Source organism: Marivita sp. NO-S04 (assembly GCF_059070475.1).
This window is the reverse complement of record NZ_CM180980.1, coordinates 662,444-678,188: the sequence shown is the minus strand read 5'-3', so window position 1 is coordinate 678,188 and position 15,745 is coordinate 662,444. Positions and strand designations below refer to the sequence as shown.

Genomic DNA, 15,745 nt, shown 5'->3' with positions numbered 1-15,745 from the left:
AATGTCAAATATGAATGGAACAAATGTATCATCGCACGTTTTAGAGCGCCTTACCGAAGAATGGGACGCCTTGACCCCCGAGGCGCAGAAAGCCGCGCGCTATGTGCTGGAAAACCCCAATGACGTGGGGGTTTCGACTGTGCGCGAAATCGCCGAAGCGGCGAATGTGAAACCCAACACCTTTGTCCGCATGGCGCGGCAGGTGGGGTTCGAAGGCTATGAAGACTTCCGCGCTCCGTTCCGCGAGGCGATCCGCAGGGGTGCCGTCAGCTTTCCCGACCGGGCGCGTTGGCTGCAGGATATCCGCAAGTCGGGCGATCTGGGCGGGCTCTATGCCGACATGGTCGAAGGCGCGATTCGCAATCTCGAAGAGACCTTTGCCGGTATCGACGCAGACGCTTTGAAGTCCGCCGCAGAAGCGATCTGGTCCAGCCGTCAGGTCTTTACGCTGGGCGTTGGCGTGAACAACGCCAATGCACGCAACTTTACCTACCTTGCCTCGACCGGCATGGTGCAATTTCATGCTATTCCCCGCCCTGGCTCTACACCGACGGATGATCTGGCGTGGGCGGACAAACGCGATGTCCTGATTGCCATGTCGATGCGGCCATACCGCACTGAAGTCGTGGCTGCCATCGAGGTGGCCCGCGAACAGGGCCTGACCATCATCGGCCTCAGCGACAGCCCCGCCAGCCCGATCATCCGCGCCGCCGATCACGGCTTTGTCGTCGCTGTCGACACACCACAGTTTTTTCCATCGTCCGTGTCTACCATCGCGCTGCTGGAGACACTGCTCAGCTTCGTGATCGCAGTGGCCAGCGACGAGATCGTCGACCGGGTCGAAAGATTTCACCAGCGCCGACATCAGCTTGGCATCTACTTGGAGGAGCCGGAATGAAGGATGAAACAGGTCCGATCCGGTCACTTGACGCGCGGTACTACACAGATCCACAGATCTTCGAGGTCGAAAAAACCGGACTTCTGGCGCGCACATGGCAATTTGCCTGCCATGCGAGCCAATTGGAAAACCCCGGTGACTATGTCGCGTTCGATCTGGGCGATGAAAGCCTTTTCGCCATCAAAGGCCGGGATGGTCAAATCCGCACCTTTTACAATGTATGTCAGCACCGCGCCCATCAGCTTGTCAGCGGTGCAGGCAGCACCCGCGTCGTGGTCTGCCCCTATCACGCATGGACTTACGAACTGACAGGCAAGCTTCGCGCTGCGCCGAATGCCAAATCGGTGCCGGGCTTTGACGCCTCCAAAATCTGTCTGACCGAAGTGCGCACCGAGGTGTTCCTTGGCTTCGTTTTCGTCAATCTCGATCCCAACGCCGAGCCGATGGACACTTGGTTTCCGAATGTGCTGACTGAATTGGAGGAGTTTGTCCCCAATTGGAGCGAGTTGAAACCGCTCGAATGGGTGGAGATCCCCGAGAACTGCAACTGGAAGGTCTCGGTCGAGAATTATTCCGAATGCTATCACTGCACGCTGAACCATCCGACCTTCGCCACCGGCGTGATCCGACCGGAAACCTATGACATCCAACCGCAGGGGTTCTGCCTGCGCCACACCACGGAATGCAATGACCTTAGCCAGATGACCTATGACATCGACAGCGGGTTCGCCAACCATGACAAGTATTCGTCATGGTTCCTCTGGCCGATGTTTTCCTTCCAAGTCTATCCGGGAAACCTGCTGAACACATACCATTGGCGTGCGGTGGATGCCGATCACGTGGTGGTCTGGCGCGGCTGGTATTCGGTCGGGGGCTACGACGACGAAACGGTCCGCCGTATGGCGCAACAGGACCGCGCCACGACGGTTGAGGAAGACATCCACCTTGTTGAGTCCGTTCAGCGTGGCCTGAAATCGCGCGGTTATGTACCCGGGCCTTTGGTTGTCGATCCCGGTTGCGGAGTAAACTCGGAGCATTCCATCCTGCACCTGCAGCGGTGGATGAGAGAGGCCGTCGATGGCTGAACTTCAAGCTTATTGGCAGAACTATATCGACGGCGCATGGGTCAATGGTGGCGCTGGCCGGATCGACGTGACCAATCCCGCGACCGGTGAACGGATCGCAGAGCACGCCCTCGCCGACGCGGCCGATGTGGACCGCGCTGTTCAGGCGGCTAAGCGTGTCCATCGGTCCAGCGCACTTACGGCGATGCGCCCGATCGAGCGAGGCCGCATGGTGCAAGCGATGGGGCTTTACCTTCTCGATCACAAGGATGAGGTCGCTCGTGTCTTGACGCTCGAACAAGGCAAGCCGCTTTGGGAGTCGATGATCGAAGTCGAAGGGGCCGCGCTCTATTTCGAATATTACGGCAATCAGGCCAGCACAGTCGAAGGCCGGTCGATACCACTCGGCGCGGGTTACATGGACTGGACTGAATACGAACCCTTTGGTGTCTCGGCCCAGATCATACCATGGAACTACCCGGTCGAGATGACCGCCCGGTCGCTTTCTGCCGCTCTGGCCACCGGCAATGCCTGTGTGATCAAATCGCCCGAATTGACACCGCTGACCAACGCCTACCTTGCCCGCGCAGCAGAGGCTGCGGGCTTCCCGCCAGGCGCGGTCAATGTGCTTTGCGGTCTTGGGCGCGATGCGGGCGCGGCACTGGCTGCACATCCGGACGTCAACCAGATTGTCTTTACGGGATCAGTGCCGACTGGCATCGCCATCGCCAGAGCAGCGGCGCAAAATGTCGTGCCTTGCGTGCTGGAGTTGGGCGGCAAATCGGCCGCAATCGTGCATGACGACGCTGATCTGGACGCCTTTGAGAATGACATCCGCTGGGGCATCTATTTCAACGCCGGCCAGGTCTGCTCGGCCATGTCGCGCGTGATTGTCCATGAAAGCCGACATGATGAGCTGGTCGAGCGTGCGGTGTCTGTCGCCAAGTCGCTCTCGGTCGGACCCGGCATCGACCGCACGGAGTTTGGCGCCAATATGGGGTCCATGGTTAGCGACACGCAGCGCGACCGGGCGCTTGGCATGATCACCCGTGCCGAAGAACAGGGCGCGCAGGTTGCCGCAGGCGGACACAAGCTCAATCGCCCCGGTGCTTTCGTTGAGCCAACCGTGGTGACCGGCGTAACACCCGATATGGAAATCGCGACACAGGAAGTCTTTGGTCCAGTTCTGTCTGTTTTGCCCTTCCGCAACGACGCCCAAGCTATCGAAATCGCCAATAGCACTGATTACGGATTGGTCGCCGGTGTCTTCACCACCGATCTGGACCGCGCCACGCGCGCCGCGCGGCAACTCCGTGCCGGACAGGTGTTTGTCAACGAATGGTATGCAGGCGGCGTTGAAACACCCTTTGGCGGCTATGGCAAATCCGGCTATGGACGCGAAAAGGGCCGCGAGGCGCTTTGGAATTATGTCCAGACTAAGAACATCGCAATCCGGCTGAAAGGATAACACCATGAGCGCATTCGACGAAGACCTGTTCCTGAAAGGGCTGGCGCATCGCAAGGCGACGCTGGGCGCGGAATATGTCGAGAAAAATCTCGCAGCGGCGGACGATTTCACCCGCCCGTTTCAGGAGGCGATGACAGCCTGGTGCTGGGGCTTTGGGTGGGGCGATGATGTGATCGACGCAAAGACACGCTCCATGATGAACCTGTCAATGATCGGGGCCCTCGGCAAAATGCACGAATGGGAAACCCATTGCCGCGGAGCAATCAACAACGGTGTTTCTCAGGATGAAATCCGCGCAATCATCCATGTGATCGGCATCTATTGCGGCGTGCCGCAAGCGCTGGAATGCTTCCGCGTGGCCCGGCGGGTTCTGGCAGAGGGCTGACAACAGAGGACATCTCAACAAGCCCGCGAAAGCGCGAGGGGATTCTCGGGCAGACGAGGACGTGCCGGTCAGCGACTGTCGCCGAAAAATGGCCAGTGACTGCTCTATTGTTGATCCGAGGCATCTGTGCGCTCCGCAGCATCGGTGACTCTGGGCTGATTGTTTTGAAAACACTCAGACAGACGAAGATTGTCTGAAATTCCTGGAACACTGTTCTAAGGAATGCCCCTTCAGAAAATGACGTTTGAAAAAGGGAGTTCTGCGGGAGGATATTCTACTGTCTTGACCGTTCACGCTCAGAGACCGAGTTTTTCGACATGGAGTAATCTCGGTCTCTCTCTGCTCAGCGCCCGTTACACTGGACGGGCAACATTCAGAGAGGAACTGACAGATGGAACATTTTGCTGGCTTGGACGTCCCAATGGAGGAGACGCATATTTGTGTCCTTGATCGCGAGGGCGCACTGATACGAGAAGGGAAAACGCGTTCATCACCAGCTGCGATCGCAGACTTTCTAGGCGGTGGCCAGCCGTGTGAACACGGTCGTCTTCGAGACGGGCCGAATGGCACCGATGCTCTATCACGGGCTTGTCGAACATGGCGTCCGAGTAGTGTGCATTGAAAGCAGACAGGCATATCAAGCGCTGAAGTCGCTGGCTGGACACAAGACAGATCGTAACGATGCTCGTGGCCTGGCACATCTCGCGCGCACGGGGTTCTACAAACCAACGCACGTAAAGTCTTTGTCGGCTCACGCAGTCCGTTCGTTCATCGCAGCCCGCAAGAAGCTAGTCGGGCAACGTGTGACCATCGACAATCAGATCCGAGGCCTGGTGGTCGTGTTTGGTGTGCGGCTGCCCAGGGCCTTATCACCGGCATTCAAAGATGCAGCACTGAAAGTCAGTGACGGTGTGCCAGGTTTGCATGCCGCTCTGTCCGGCCTATTCGCAGCACGCGAAGCAATGCTCAGCGCAATTGCAGCGATCGATGCGGACATGAAGAAGATGGCACGCGCATCCAAGGTCTGTTCGCGTCTGATGACAGTCCCTGGCGTAGGCCCGATCACATCCTTGGCCTTTGCAGCGGCAATCGATGATCCGGCGCGCTTCAAAAGGTCGCGCGATGTAGGCGCTTATCTTGGGCTTGTTCCACGACGATACCAATCCACAGGCAGCATCTCAAAGCGTGGCGATGTTAGAGTTCGAACGCTGCTGTATGAAGCTGCCAATGTGATGCTGACCAGGTCGGCGGCATCGCTGGAACTCAAGGACTGGGCCAGGGCAATCGGCGCACGGTCCACGATGAGAAAAGCCAGAGTGGCACTGGCAAGACGACTCGCCGTCATCATGCATGCAATGATGCGAGACGAAACTGAATTCCAGACCATTTAACGGCGGTCGCGACGAACAACTAGAGGATACCTAAATCAGAGCCCCATCCGGGATGTTCGAGGGAGGGCGTGAGACACGGCGACGATTCTGTAGCAACAGCCTAAACCGGCCAATTGCGGTTTCCACCTTGCCGTCACACACCCAGCCAACCCCATCATGAACCACCGAGTTCGAAGAGAACAAAGGCAACCTCAGACGCAAGATGAAGGAAGTTCAGAAAACGCGCATTGACAGATTAGAGAACAAAATCGGCTCAGAGCCGACCTTCGCTGCAAAGGTTATTAGATCAGAGGTAATGTTCGGAACCGTACGTTCGAGGTCCAGGCGCGCAGCCATATATTTCTGTGAAAGCAATCCACGAATCCAACTTCAGCCGATTTTTGCGTGATGTTCGGAGGTTTTTGGGGCGGGGATGTGCATACTGCAGTTGATTGCGCCAGCCCCATGCAGCCATCACCCGCAGGTCTCCGCATGGAAGATGCACTTTTTCGATGCCTGACCGCGTCATCGGCGACGGTGCATCAGGCTCATGAGTCGCGCCTGGCGGTCGAAAGGTTTTTCGGTGTCGGGCGCTCCGGCCTCTCCAGCCATCATTTGCCGAACCATGACAGCTGCCACGCCGGCAAAGATCACACCGCCCACGGCCTGCCCGATCAGCACACCCGTCGCGCCGAACAGCGCGCCGCCCGCCAAGACGAAGGGTACCGTCCCCAGTGTGTGTCGTCCCCAGTTGATCCAGGTGGAGCGGAACGGATGACCCATGTTGTTGAACGCTGCGTTCGCGACGAAGATCACCCCGTTGAAGAAAAACGCCAGCGCCAGCGGGCCGCAGAAGAGCACGATCAGGTCGCGCGTGACACCTTCGGCCTCGAAGAGTGCGATGATCGAGCCGCGCAGAGCAAAGAGGATCGCGGTCATGGCCACCGTGAAGATGCCGCAGAACAGCAGCCCGTCGCGCCAGGCCCGCCTCACCCGGTCCATCCGCCCCGCGCCGAAGTTCTGGCCGATTACCGGACCGATTGCGCCGGACAGCGCGAAAATCACGCCGAAGGCCACCGGGGTCATCCGGCTTACGATGGCCATGCCTGCCACCGCCGCCTCACCAAAGGTCGCCATGGCCCGGGTGACGAAGGCTTGTCCGAGGGGCGTGGCCAATTGCGTCAGGATCGCTGGTGCGGCGATGGTCACGATGGGCACGAAGGCGACCCACATCTCGGGGATGCCAGGCCGCACCAGCCCCCCGTGGTGGCGAAAGATTGGGATCAGCGCTGTGCCTGCGATCACCAGCCGCGCCGCCACGCTGGCCAGCGCCGCTCCGGTCAGATCGAGCCCCAGCCCAAAGATCAGGATCGGGTCGAGCACTGCGTTGACCAGCGCGCCCCAGATCGTCGCCATCATTGCGCGGCGCGCATCGCCATGCGCCCGCAGGATCGCGCCGCCCACCATGCCGACGATCAGGAAAGGCAGGCTCGGTACGATGATCCGAAGGTATAGAACGGCGAGATCCAGCGTCTCGCCGGAGGCCCCCATAAGCGACGCCAGCGCCTCGAGGTTCATCCAGACAGCCGCCGCGAAGATGCCGCCGAAGACCACGCCCCACACAAGCGCCGCCGCCGCTTGCGCGCGGGCCAGCTCCGCGTCGCCCTGTCCCAGTGCCCGGGCCACGAGCGCGCCCGCGGCAATGGCCATGCCGATGCCGAAGGAGGTGGTAAAGAACAGGATCGCGCCCGCATAGCCCACTGCCGCCGCCAACTCGGCGTTGCCCAACATCGCGATGAAAACCATGTCGATGAAGTCGACCGCGAAGACCGCCATTAGCCCCACTGACGAAGTCAGCGCCATCACCGTGATGTGGCGAAAGAGGTTGCCCTCTAGGAAAACGGCGCGTGTCTCGGCCATGAAGCCTCCTGATTGAGATCTGTTCGATATGCCTTGCCTTTGCGGCGAAGGGCTGATCCGTTGGTTTCGGCGCCGGGGTGGTTTGCCGCTGACGCTTCAGACTTTTCGGGAGTAGAGGTCAGATGGCGAGGAAAGCGAAGGGCAAAATACCGAAGAGACCGTAGAGCCCCAGCCTTGCGCCCGTCGAGACGGATCTCCTGCTGGTGAACACAAGGACACAAATGGCCCCTAGTGCGGCCTCGAATGTCAGCGCCGCGGGCAGGTTCAGATGATACCAGTCCGTTCCGATGGGGTGGCTGTCCGGCCCGAATACATGATGCCCATAACCGGCCACCAGGTCGCCCAGCCAGTGGCCCAAAGACAATGCCATGGCGATCAGCGCGAACATGCGCCGCCTTGTCGCCGCATGGGCGATCGCACCGGCCAGGAGCGTCCAGCCAATCTGCGGAACAAGGTCATGACTGAAGGTCATCTCGGTCATGTTGGTCGAGAGCGATGGGCCATCCGCTCCTGTCGGGGCCATGGTCTCTATGCCGAGCGCCACGAAAGTGAACATCGCGATGTCGATGAGGAAAGCGCTGACCAGAAGAAGCCACCAAGGTATGTCCGGTGCAGCGCGTTTCGCGACCAGCGCCGTGGCGGCATGCCCGAGAATCACGCCGCGTCTTCGGCGGCCAGTTTTCCGACGACCTCTGCTGTGGTGAGAATGGCGTGGGCATAGGTCGGGCCGTTGATCTCGTGCGCGGCGTGCATCGCTTCCATTGACATGGCGGCCGTGGCATCGCGGACCAGTGTCACGTGGTAGCCAAGTTCGGCGGCGTGGCGCGCTGACGTCTCAATACAGGTGTTGGCTATCAGCCCGACAAAGAGGACATGCGTGATCCCGTGCTGGCGCAGCTGCACGTCCAGGTCGGTGTTGGCAAAGCTGGAGGCGCCCCAGTGTTCCTTGACGACGATATCGCCGGTTTCCGGGCCAAATCCGTCATACCATTCACCGCCCCAACTTCCTTCGGCGAACAATTGATACTCGTGTGCCGCGGCCTGTGACGGCGTCAGGTGCGCCCAACCCTGAAAGTCGCTGGCATGGTGCCGGTGGTGCGGCAGGATGAAGATCGGCAGACCCGCCTCGCGGGCGGTCGCCCTGATCTGTGCCAGGTTCGCGTGAAGTTCGACAGATGTGGCGACCTCGCTCAGGGCCGGCCACATCTTTCCCCCTTCTGCAAGGAAGTCGTTGTACGGGTCGATGCACAGAAGCGCCGTGGTGCCTTGAGGGTATTCGGTTGCGGTCATAGACAGGTCCTTTCAGGGGGAAGCGGACAGGGCGATCCTGACCGAGCGCATGCGGTCTTGGTGGTCCGGGAGGCCTGGGCTGTTGTGCGCCTCATGCGAAATCCACAAATTTGTTGAACGGCATCTCGCGCAGACGTTGGCTGGTGGCCGCGAAGATGGCATCGGCCAGAGCGGGGGCGGCGGGGGCCGTTGCAGGCTCGCCCAGACCGCGCACCCGTTCGGCGCGCTCCAAAAGCCGGGTGTGGAACCGCGGCGTCTGGTACAAACGCATCCCTTCGAAGGCGTCGAAATTCGTCTGCTGCACCGCGTGGTTCTCGTAGGTCAGCTCGCAGTTCATCGCGTGGCCAAGGCCAAAGATCGCGGCGCCGGTCAGCTGCGCCTCAGCGTTGACGGGGTCGAAGACGGTGCCGCAATCGGCGGCGATCCAGACCTCGTCGATCCGCAAGCCCCGGTCGGTCATGGTCACGTCGATAACTTCGGCGACCGGCACGCCATGTGTGTAGGCGAAAGCGATGCCGCGTCCGCGCCCCGGACCGATATCTGCGCCCGCCCAGTTCGACATTTCGCCCACGGCCTCCAGAACGCGGCGAGAGTCCGCGTGTTTGATCAGGCGCAACCGTTCCTGCAGCGGATCGGCGCCCGAGGCGTGGATCAGTTCTGACAGGAAGCTTTCATGGAAGAAGCTGTTGGAACAGGCCCCAGGCGAGCGCCAAGACCCGACTGGCATCAGCGGGGGCGCGGCATAACCCGTCACGCGATAGTTCGGAATGGCGTAGGGTTGGTCAAAGGCGCCCCAGACCAGCATCGCATCCGGGCCGGGCGGCACGATGAAAACGCGCCCGAACCAGGACGCCACCAGCGACGGACTGATCGTGTCCAGATCACAGGCAAGCACGCGACCGTCTGCCACCGTGCCCCGCCCGCGCGCCATGTGCAGGGGCCGGGGAAAATCGTGGCTCATGTCCTCTTCGCGGCTCCAAGTGGTCTTGATGGGCGTGCCGGGCGTGGTGGCGGCGATCTGGATGGCTTGCACCACGTAATCCTGGTCGAGCCTACGCCCGAAGCTTCCGCCCGCAGGCAGAGCGTGGATGATGACATTAGCCGCATCGACGCCTGTCAGCTCGGCGGCTGCGTCCCGCACCACGTGAGGGACTTGCGTCGCGGTCCAGATCGTCACGCGATCTTTTTCGACCAGCACCGTTGCGCTGAGCGGCTCGAGCGCAGCATGGGCAAGGAAGGGCGTACGGTACTCCGACTCGATCACGGTGGCCCCGTTCAGCGCCCCATCCACATCGCCGTCGTCGCGCAACCGGCTGTTATGGAACTCATCCGCGTGCGCATTCGAGAGCGCCTGCCACATCTCGGTACTGCTGGCCGGATAGTCGGGTGGGAGCCAGTCAACCTGAAGCGCCTCGGCGGCTTTGAAGGCGAACCATGTGTTATCGGCAATGACAGCCAGCCCCTCGTCCACCTCGACGACCGACCGCACGCCCTGCATCGCCAGCGCGGCATCGGCAGAGTAGCGCGCCATACCGCCGCCGCGCCCCGGATTGGCGCGGACGGCAGCGTAGAGCATCCCGGGCAAGGCCACGTCGATGCCGTAGGCTTGGGTGCCGGTCGATTTCGCCATGATGTCGAGCCGCTGATAGGGCTTGCCCAGCCGTGTCCATTCGGAGGCAGGGCGGAGGGCCACGTCGGTCACCGGATCGATCGCTGCCGCCTCTGTGGCAAGCTCAGTGTAGGCGATGCGCGTTCCGTCTGGCAGGACGACGTAACCGTCCTGGGTCCGTAGGTCGGCGCGCGGCACCCCCGTCCGGGCCGCAGCCGCGGCCTTCAGCGTCTCGCGGGCGGTAGCGCCGGCGCGCCGTAGGGTTTCGTGCAGATCGGCTGTGGAGGACGACCCGCCGGTGAATTGCGACCCCGAAAGCCGCGCGACGTTCATCATCAGGTCGCGCACCGTCTCCGCGACGAACCCCTCGTCCCATCCCGGAAAAGACAAACCGTCCGCCGCAACAGTGCCGTTGAAATAGGCCTGATGCGGCTGACCGGGGTCGAGCGTGGCGGTGGCCGGATCGATATCCAGTTCCTCGGAGATCAGCATGGCCTGGGTCGAGGCAATACCCTGGCCTACATCGGCGCGCGGCACAATCAGCGTGATCCCGTCCGTCGTGATCTTGACGAAGGGGGTAAGCGCGGCCTCGCCCTCGGTCAGATTATCCAGCAACGGATTTGGCGTGGGCCGAGTCACGAAATAGGCCCCGAAGGCAACCCCGCCGAGAATGGCGGCGCCCCCGATCAGAAAGCTGCGGCGGGCAATGGTTCTGACACGTCCCATGGCTCATATCTCCCGCATCGCGGTGGCGGCGGCATGGATGGCCGCGCGGATGCGGGGATATGTCCCGCACCGGCACAGGTTGCCCGACATCGCGGCGTCGATATCGTCATCCGTTGGCTCGGGGTTGCGGGACAGCAGGTCAGCGGCCTGCATGATCTGGCCGGATTGGCAGTAACCGCATTGCGCAACCTGGTTTTCGATCCATGCTTGCTGGATCACATGCAGCGCGTCCGGTGTCCCCAGCCCCTCGATCGTCGTGATCTCGCCCCAGACGTCGCCCAGGGCCACCTGGCAAGAGCGCACGGCCTCACCGTCGATATGTACGGTGCATGCGCCGCATTGTGCGATGCCGCAGCCGTATTTGACGCTGGTGACGTTCAAACCGTCTCGAAGCGCCCAGAGCAGCGGCATGTCTTCTGGCAGATCTACTTTGTGAGCAGTGCCGTTTATCGTAAGGTCCATGGCGTTCTCCGGCCGGGATGAGAAAGACGCGCAACGCATCGTTGAAACCAGCGTAAGTCTGGCGAAACCGGGCGGCGATATGCAGATACGGTCACGGGCAAGCAAATCCGGTCACGGACCCGCCGACATCTGGCGGCGATCCCTGGCCCGTGGCATGCAGGCATGAACAGTTCAAAGATCGAGGCCATGGACACAGAACCGACCTATTCCCTTTTCATGGCGACTGACGTGGCCTGCCGCATCCTTAATGTCGATCCGATGCTGATGCTCGAGACCGCGGGGCTTGGCGCGCTTCCCTACGGCCGGGCCGAGTTGCGAGGTACGGCGCAGCAGTATTTTGACTTCTGGAACACCATGGAGGTTCTGTCGCCGCGCCCCGATTATGTTCCCCACTTGGGTGTTGCGATCTCGCGCGGGCCGGTGATCCCGGTCTTTTTCACTCTGTCCTGCGCCCCCGACATGGAAACCGGGCTGATGCGTCTGGCGCAGTTCAAGACGCTGCTCGGTCCGACGCTTATGCGGGTATTCTGGGAGGGCGGGCTGCTCAGATTGGAATACGATAGCGTCGATGCGCGCGTGCCGATGCCGCCTAGTCTAGGTGCCCTGCAACTCGTTGTCGGCGTCGAAAACATGCGTGGAGCAACTGCCCACCATGTCTGCCCGGTGGCTGCAGGCTTCGATGGATCAGAGGCGGACCGGCGCATGATTGCCGGTCATCTGGGGATCATGCCCGAGCGGTCGCAGGCCGCTTATGTGGCCTTTTCACCCGAGGACGCAAAACGCCGCTTCATCTCTGAGAACCCAGCGCTCTGGTCCGATGTCGAGGCGGATCTCAAGCTTCAATTGGCAGCTCAGAATGACCGCTGGCCAATCGCTGATCGGGTGCGCGGAGCCTTGGTAAACCTTATGCCTGCCGGGCGCACAGGGGCCGAAGACGTGGCCCAGGCGATCGGGCTCAGCCGCAGCACATTGCAGCGGAGATTGCGAGAGGACGGCACGTCGTATCAGGAGGTGCTGGACGCCACGCGGCGCGACATCGCGATCCGGTATCTCACCAAAACCAACCTGCGCGCCGACGAGATCGCTCGCGTCCTCGCCTACCGCGACGCCAACAGCTTTTCGAGAAGCTTCCGCCGGTGGACGGGACAGGCCCCCTTTGCCTTTCGCGAAACAGTGGCGTCATCAAAGATACAGGCAGGCAAAGCGGAATGAAGTCGATGTCATTGCGGCGCAGGCTTGTGTACGGGCAGAACCTCGCACATCAGCTCTGCCCGTTGAATTCGGCGATCACATCACTGCGGAACAGCAACCCGAGTGCCACAAGCTGGAAGCACATGAACAGGCCAATTCCGAGATAGACAGTCGTGGCAGAGGCCATTTCGACCGGCATTGGGCTGATCATTTGGGTGATAAGACCTTGCGAATAGTCAAAGGCCCCAACGGCGTTATAGGCGACGAGTGTTCCCCAAATTGGCGTGCCCCCATCGGGTGGTCCGGTTTAAATGTTAGTGCATCGTTGGCCTGAGGTCTATCGGGACGATGCTTTCCGCCGCTGGCGGCCGATATCCTAATGCGCTGTGCGGCCTGACCGTGTTGTAGTGGATGCGCCATTGCTCGATCAGGATTTGGGCTTCCTTCAAGCTGTAGAAGATTTCACCATTTAACAACTCTTCGCGGAACCTGCCGTTGAAGCTTTCGCAGTAGCCGTTTTCCCAGGGTGAACCCGGTTCGATATAAGCGGTCGTGGCACCAACCGCTGCGATCCAGTCCCGTACCTTCTGAGCGATAAATTCCGGGCCATTGTCGGATCTTATTTATTCTGGTGGGCCACGCAGGATGAACAGATCTGAACCGCCCCGGGTTTACCGGAGAGTAAAACACTCAAAGGATGAGCCCTATGACAAAGCAGAGATTCACCCCCGCCTATCCGGCCGAGCTTCGCGAACGCGGTGTTCGGATGTTTCGAGAGAACCGTACCGATTATTCCAGCGATACGGCCGCCTATAAGGCCATCGCGCCGAAGCTTGGCTGTTCGCCGGACAGTCTGCGGGTCTGGTGTCAGCAGGCCGAACGCGATGCCGGGCAGCGGGCCGGTCTGACAAGTGCCGAGAAGGATCGGATCAAGGAACTTGAGCGTGAGGTCCGTGAACTGCGCCAGGCCAACGAGATCCTGAAGAAGGCCAGCGCATATTTCGCAGCGGCGGAGCTCGACCGCCCATTCCGCAAATGATCGCGTTCATTGATGATCACCGTTGTGTCCATGGTGTCGGGCCGATCTGCCGGGTTCTGGGGATCGCACCATCGACTTATTACGCCTTCAAGGCCGTGGAGCGTGATCCGGATCTGGCATCGGACCGGGCCAGGCAGGATCAGCTGGACATGGCTGCGATCAAGCAGGCCTTCGAGGGCAGCCGGGGCCGATATGGCGCGCGCAAGGTCTGGCACCAGCTACGCCGCAGTGGCCATGATATCGCCCGCTGCACGGTGGAGAGGTTGATGCAGGTCATGGGATTACAAGGCGTTGTGCGGGGCAAGAAGGTGATCACCACCAACCCCGATACGGCACAACCTTGCCCGCACGATAAGGTAAACCGAGCCTTCGTGGCGGACATGCCAAACCAGCTTTGGGTCAGCGACTTCACCTATGTTTCCAGCTGGCAAGGAATGGTCTACGTGGCTTTCATCATCGACGTCTTCGCCCGCAAGATCGTTGGCTGGCGGGTCTCGACCTCGATGACGACTGGTTTCGTCTTGGATGCCCTGAACCAGGCCATCTGCCAGAGGGCGCCGTCTGAGGCTGACAAATTGATCCATCACAGTGATCGTGGCAGCCAATACCTGTCGATCCGATACACCGAGCGGCTCGCAGAGGCCGGCATCGATACCTCGGTCGGAAGCGTCGGCGATTCCTATGATAATGCCCTCGCCGAAAGCATCATCGGCCTGTTCAAGACCGAGGTCATCAAGTTCCTCGGCCCCTGGAAGTCGGTCGGTCAGGTCGAATGGGAAACTCTGAAATGGGTCGACTGGTATAACAACACCCGCCTTCACAGCGCCGTCGGTTACATCACGCCACAAGAAGCAGAGGAGGCATTCTACGCAAGCTTGAACGCTGACGAAAAAGCAGCCTAACTATTGAACCAGAAACTCTCCGGTAAACCCGGGGCGGTTCATTCTACGCAAGCTTGAACGCTGACGAAAAAGCAGCCTAACTATTGAACCAGAAACTCTCCGGTAAACCCGGGGCGGTTCAGAGAGACACCGGTCAGCGGGATCACGCGGCGAGCGTAGTGGCTCTTCAACTGCCGTCCCTCCGGTTCGATGGAGATGTGCGGCACGTCGCAGTCGAGCCGGATCGTGTCCACCGTCAGCGCCGCTCCTTCAGATGGGCGGTAGCCGGTGTTGATCATCCCCAGCAGCAAAGCGCGCGCCTGGCCGTTCAACCCGTCGAGCGCACCGGGCGCGAGCAACCGCGTCCTGATCCACTCCTCACTGAACGGCGGACGAGTCTGCTTCTCGCCCTCCTTGAAGGACAACTCGCCCAGCGGCAGCACCATTCCAAGCCGCTTCATCGTGTTCACGGTCTTCAAGACGTCGCCGAGGTGGATCAGGTCCTTGTTGGCCGAGTTCGCTGTGACCTCGCCCGCCTCGATCCGGTCGAGCCAGTGTTGACAGAAGTCGAGCATGTCGTCGCGGGTGATGTTGGCGATCTCCTTGTCGCCGATGATCGCGACGAAGTTCTTCACCGCCTTCTTGCGCGGCGCTTCCCAGCGGCGGAGTTGATCCTCGCTCTTGCCGAGCGTCTTCTCCTTGGCGAGCTTCCAGTAAAGTTCCAGCGCCTTGCTGGCTGTCATGCGCGGCTTTGGAACGGTGCCCAGAAGGGCCGCGGCCTCGATGGCGCCGGGCTGGTTCGCCGGGGGGGATCGCCTCGACGCGCTCAATAACAACTTCGACCGGCAGCTTGGCGACGGCCCCCGCATCCAGATACCGAAAGCCCCGCGCTCGGGCCAGGTCTCGGGCGGCCTCGTAGCGCGCTTCCGCGTCGGCGCTGTTCCCGGCCAGACGGGCCTCCCACGCCTCAATCATCTGGCTCCATGCGCGATCTGCCTTGCTGTGCGCGACCGTCTCCGAGTCGGTATGCAGGCTGATCCAGACCGTTTCGCGCGGCTCAACCCCGCGATACCGGCGCGGAACGCGGCGGCGGTAGAGACGGCCTCGTTTGGCAATGCTCACGGCGGAAATCCTCCGCGTTTGTGCAGCAAATTTTGTAGCGAAATGTGCAGCAAATCAAGCGGACCAAACACCGCCATCAGCGCGAAAACGCCGAATTTCTTCCTACTATCAGTATGTTGTGAGAAATCGATTCTGAGGAAAATGGCGGAGACGAAGGGATTCGAACCCTCGAGACCCTTCCGGGCCTACTCCCTTAGCAGGGGAGCGCCTTCGACCACTCGGCCACGTCTCCGCCGACCCGTTTAAGGAAGCGTGCAGGCGGGGACAAGGCCAAATTGACCAACCGCGTGCGAAAAGACTATGACCGATGAGCGAAGCGC

13 protein-coding genes, 1 tRNA gene, 2 pseudogenes and 1 other annotated feature are annotated in these 15,745 nt (G+C 60.9%); of the genes and pseudogenes, 7 read left to right on the top strand and 9 right to left on the bottom strand.

Annotated features, from left to right (window positions below; all coding sequences use genetic code 11):
- Positions 1-10 precede the first annotated feature (10 nt).
- The 5 genes and pseudogenes from ACK3EW_RS03595 to ACK3EW_RS03575 all read left to right on the top strand — a co-directional run bounded on the left by ACK3EW_RS03595 (position 11) and on the right by ACK3EW_RS03575 (position 5,206).
- On the top strand, positions 11-898 hold the full coding sequence (locus ACK3EW_RS03595; protein WP_493808484.1) for a MurR/RpiR family transcriptional regulator: 888 nt from the start codon (positions 11-13) through the stop codon (positions 896-898).
- Positions 895-1,983, top strand: coding sequence for an aromatic ring-hydroxylating oxygenase subunit alpha (locus tag ACK3EW_RS03590; RefSeq protein WP_493808483.1), 1,089 nt, complete (start codon positions 895-897; stop codon positions 1,981-1,983). Before ACK3EW_RS03595 ends, ACK3EW_RS03590 begins: the two co-directional genes overlap by 4 nt.
- A complete protein-coding gene (locus ACK3EW_RS03585; protein ID WP_493808482.1) occupies positions 1,976-3,430 on the top strand; it encodes an aldehyde dehydrogenase family protein in 1,455 nt (484 codons plus the stop codon). Before ACK3EW_RS03590 ends, ACK3EW_RS03585 begins: the two co-directional genes overlap by 8 nt.
- Before the next feature lie 4 nt (positions 3,431-3,434).
- Positions 3,435-3,815, top strand: coding sequence for a carboxymuconolactone decarboxylase family protein (locus tag ACK3EW_RS03580; RefSeq protein WP_493808481.1), 381 nt, complete (start codon positions 3,435-3,437; stop codon positions 3,813-3,815).
- A gap of 391 nt (positions 3,816-4,206) precedes the next feature.
- Positions 4,207-5,206, top strand: a pseudogene (locus tag ACK3EW_RS03575) (IS110 family RNA-guided transposase).
- Between the two features lie 504 nt (positions 5,207-5,710).
- Here the strand turns inward: ACK3EW_RS03575 and ACK3EW_RS03570 are convergent.
- From ACK3EW_RS03570 to ACK3EW_RS03550, 5 genes are all read right to left on the bottom strand, one after another.
- Positions 5,711-7,105 (bottom strand): MATE family efflux transporter, encoded by a 1,395-nt coding sequence (locus ACK3EW_RS03570; RefSeq protein WP_493808480.1) that lies wholly within the window; start codon positions 7,103-7,105, stop codon positions 5,711-5,713.
- 118 nt (positions 7,106-7,223) lie between these two features.
- Positions 7,224-7,763 carry a hypothetical protein gene (locus ACK3EW_RS03565; RefSeq protein ID WP_493808479.1) on the bottom strand — a complete coding sequence of 180 codons (540 nt, stop codon included), beginning with the start codon at positions 7,761-7,763 and terminating at the stop codon, positions 7,224-7,226.
- Positions 7,760-8,395 (bottom strand): cysteine hydrolase family protein, encoded by a 636-nt coding sequence (locus ACK3EW_RS03560; RefSeq protein WP_493808478.1) that lies wholly within the window; start codon positions 8,393-8,395, stop codon positions 7,760-7,762. Before ACK3EW_RS03560 ends, ACK3EW_RS03565 begins: the two co-directional genes overlap by 4 nt.
- Before the next feature lie 91 nt (positions 8,396-8,486).
- Positions 8,487-10,730, bottom strand: coding sequence for a xanthine dehydrogenase family protein molybdopterin-binding subunit (locus ACK3EW_RS03555; RefSeq protein WP_493808477.1), 2,244 nt, complete (start codon positions 10,728-10,730; stop codon positions 8,487-8,489).
- Between the two features lie 3 nt (positions 10,731-10,733).
- Positions 10,734-11,192: a (2Fe-2S)-binding protein gene (locus ACK3EW_RS03550; protein ID WP_493808476.1), complete on the bottom strand. Its 459-nt coding sequence runs from the start codon at positions 11,190-11,192 to the stop codon at positions 10,734-10,736.
- A gap of 186 nt (positions 11,193-11,378) precedes the next feature.
- Here ACK3EW_RS03550 and ACK3EW_RS03545 point away from each other — a divergent pair, with 186 nt between their 5' ends.
- The gene (locus ACK3EW_RS03545) at positions 11,379-12,404 is read left to right on the top strand and encodes a helix-turn-helix domain-containing protein (RefSeq protein ID WP_493808475.1); all 1,026 of its coding nucleotides are present in this window, start codon (positions 11,379-11,381) and stop codon (positions 12,402-12,404) included.
- A 49-nt stretch (positions 12,405-12,453) separates the two neighbouring features.
- Here ACK3EW_RS03545 and ACK3EW_RS03540 read toward each other — a convergent pair whose 3' ends face one another.
- Positions 12,454-12,582: a hypothetical protein gene (locus ACK3EW_RS03540; RefSeq protein WP_493808474.1), complete on the bottom strand. Its 129-nt coding sequence runs from the start codon at positions 12,580-12,582 to the stop codon at positions 12,454-12,456.
- A gap of 115 nt (positions 12,583-12,697) precedes the next feature.
- Positions 12,698-13,042: pseudogene (locus ACK3EW_RS03535) on the bottom strand (integrase core domain-containing protein); the annotation flags it as partial.
- A 47-nt stretch (positions 13,043-13,089) separates the two neighbouring features.
- On the opposite strand from ACK3EW_RS03535, the gene ACK3EW_RS03530 reads away from it, so the two are divergent.
- Positions 13,090-14,324 (top strand): IS3 family transposase gene (locus tag ACK3EW_RS03530; RefSeq protein WP_493808251.1). Its coding sequence is split into 2 segments (ribosomal slippage): positions 13,090-13,390 and positions 13,390-14,324, totalling 1,236 coding nucleotides; the frame shifts between segments, so codons are not numbered across the junction.
- Positions 13,377-13,493 (top strand) — a sequence feature (AL1L pseudoknot). (Overlaps the previous gene by 117 nt.)
- Before the next feature lie 80 nt (positions 14,325-14,404).
- On the opposite strand, the gene ACK3EW_RS03525 is transcribed toward ACK3EW_RS03530, so the two are convergent.
- Both ACK3EW_RS03525 and ACK3EW_RS03520 read right to left on the bottom strand, forming a co-directional pair.
- Complete coding sequence (locus tag ACK3EW_RS03525; RefSeq protein WP_493808473.1) at positions 14,405-15,046, bottom strand: hypothetical protein; 642 nt, start codon at positions 15,044-15,046, stop codon at positions 14,405-14,407.
- Positions 15,047-15,567: 521 nt separating this feature from the next.
- Positions 15,568-15,657: transfer RNA gene (locus ACK3EW_RS03520), tRNA-Ser, on the bottom strand.
- Positions 15,658-15,745 lie beyond the last annotated feature (88 nt).

What these genes read in the sequence shown, in the direction of transcription:
- ACK3EW_RS03595 (WP_493808484.1), top strand. Translation starts at nt 11, where the DNA reads ATGAATGGAACAAATGTATCATCGCACGTTTTAGAGCGCCTTACCGAA.
- ACK3EW_RS03590 (WP_493808483.1), top strand. Translation starts at nt 895, where the DNA reads ATGAAGGATGAAACAGGTCCGATCCGGTCACTTGACGCGCGGTACTAC.
- ACK3EW_RS03585 (WP_493808482.1), top strand. Translation starts at nt 1,976, where the DNA reads ATGGCTGAACTTCAAGCTTATTGGCAGAACTATATCGACGGCGCATGG.
- ACK3EW_RS03580 (WP_493808481.1), top strand. Translation starts at nt 3,435, where the DNA reads ATGAGCGCATTCGACGAAGACCTGTTCCTGAAAGGGCTGGCGCATCGC.
- ACK3EW_RS03570 (WP_493808480.1), bottom strand. Translation starts at nt 7,105, where the DNA reads ATGGCCGAGACACGCGCCGTTTTCCTAGAGGGCAACCTCTTTCGCCAC.
- ACK3EW_RS03560 (WP_493808478.1), bottom strand. Translation starts at nt 8,395, where the DNA reads ATGACCGCAACCGAATACCCTCAAGGCACCACGGCGCTTCTGTGCATC.
- ACK3EW_RS03555 (WP_493808477.1), bottom strand. Translation starts at nt 10,730, where the DNA reads ATGGGACGTGTCAGAACCATTGCCCGCCGCAGCTTTCTGATCGGGGGC.
- ACK3EW_RS03550 (WP_493808476.1), bottom strand. Translation starts at nt 11,192, where the DNA reads ATGGACCTTACGATAAACGGCACTGCTCACAAAGTAGATCTGCCAGAA.
- ACK3EW_RS03545 (WP_493808475.1), top strand. Translation starts at nt 11,379, where the DNA reads ATGGACACAGAACCGACCTATTCCCTTTTCATGGCGACTGACGTGGCC.
- ACK3EW_RS03540 (WP_493808474.1), bottom strand. Translation starts at nt 12,582, where the DNA reads ATGCCGGTCGAAATGGCCTCTGCCACGACTGTCTATCTCGGAATTGGC.
- ACK3EW_RS03525 (WP_493808473.1), bottom strand. Translation starts at nt 15,046, where the DNA reads ATGACAGCCAGCAAGGCGCTGGAACTTTACTGGAAGCTCGCCAAGGAG.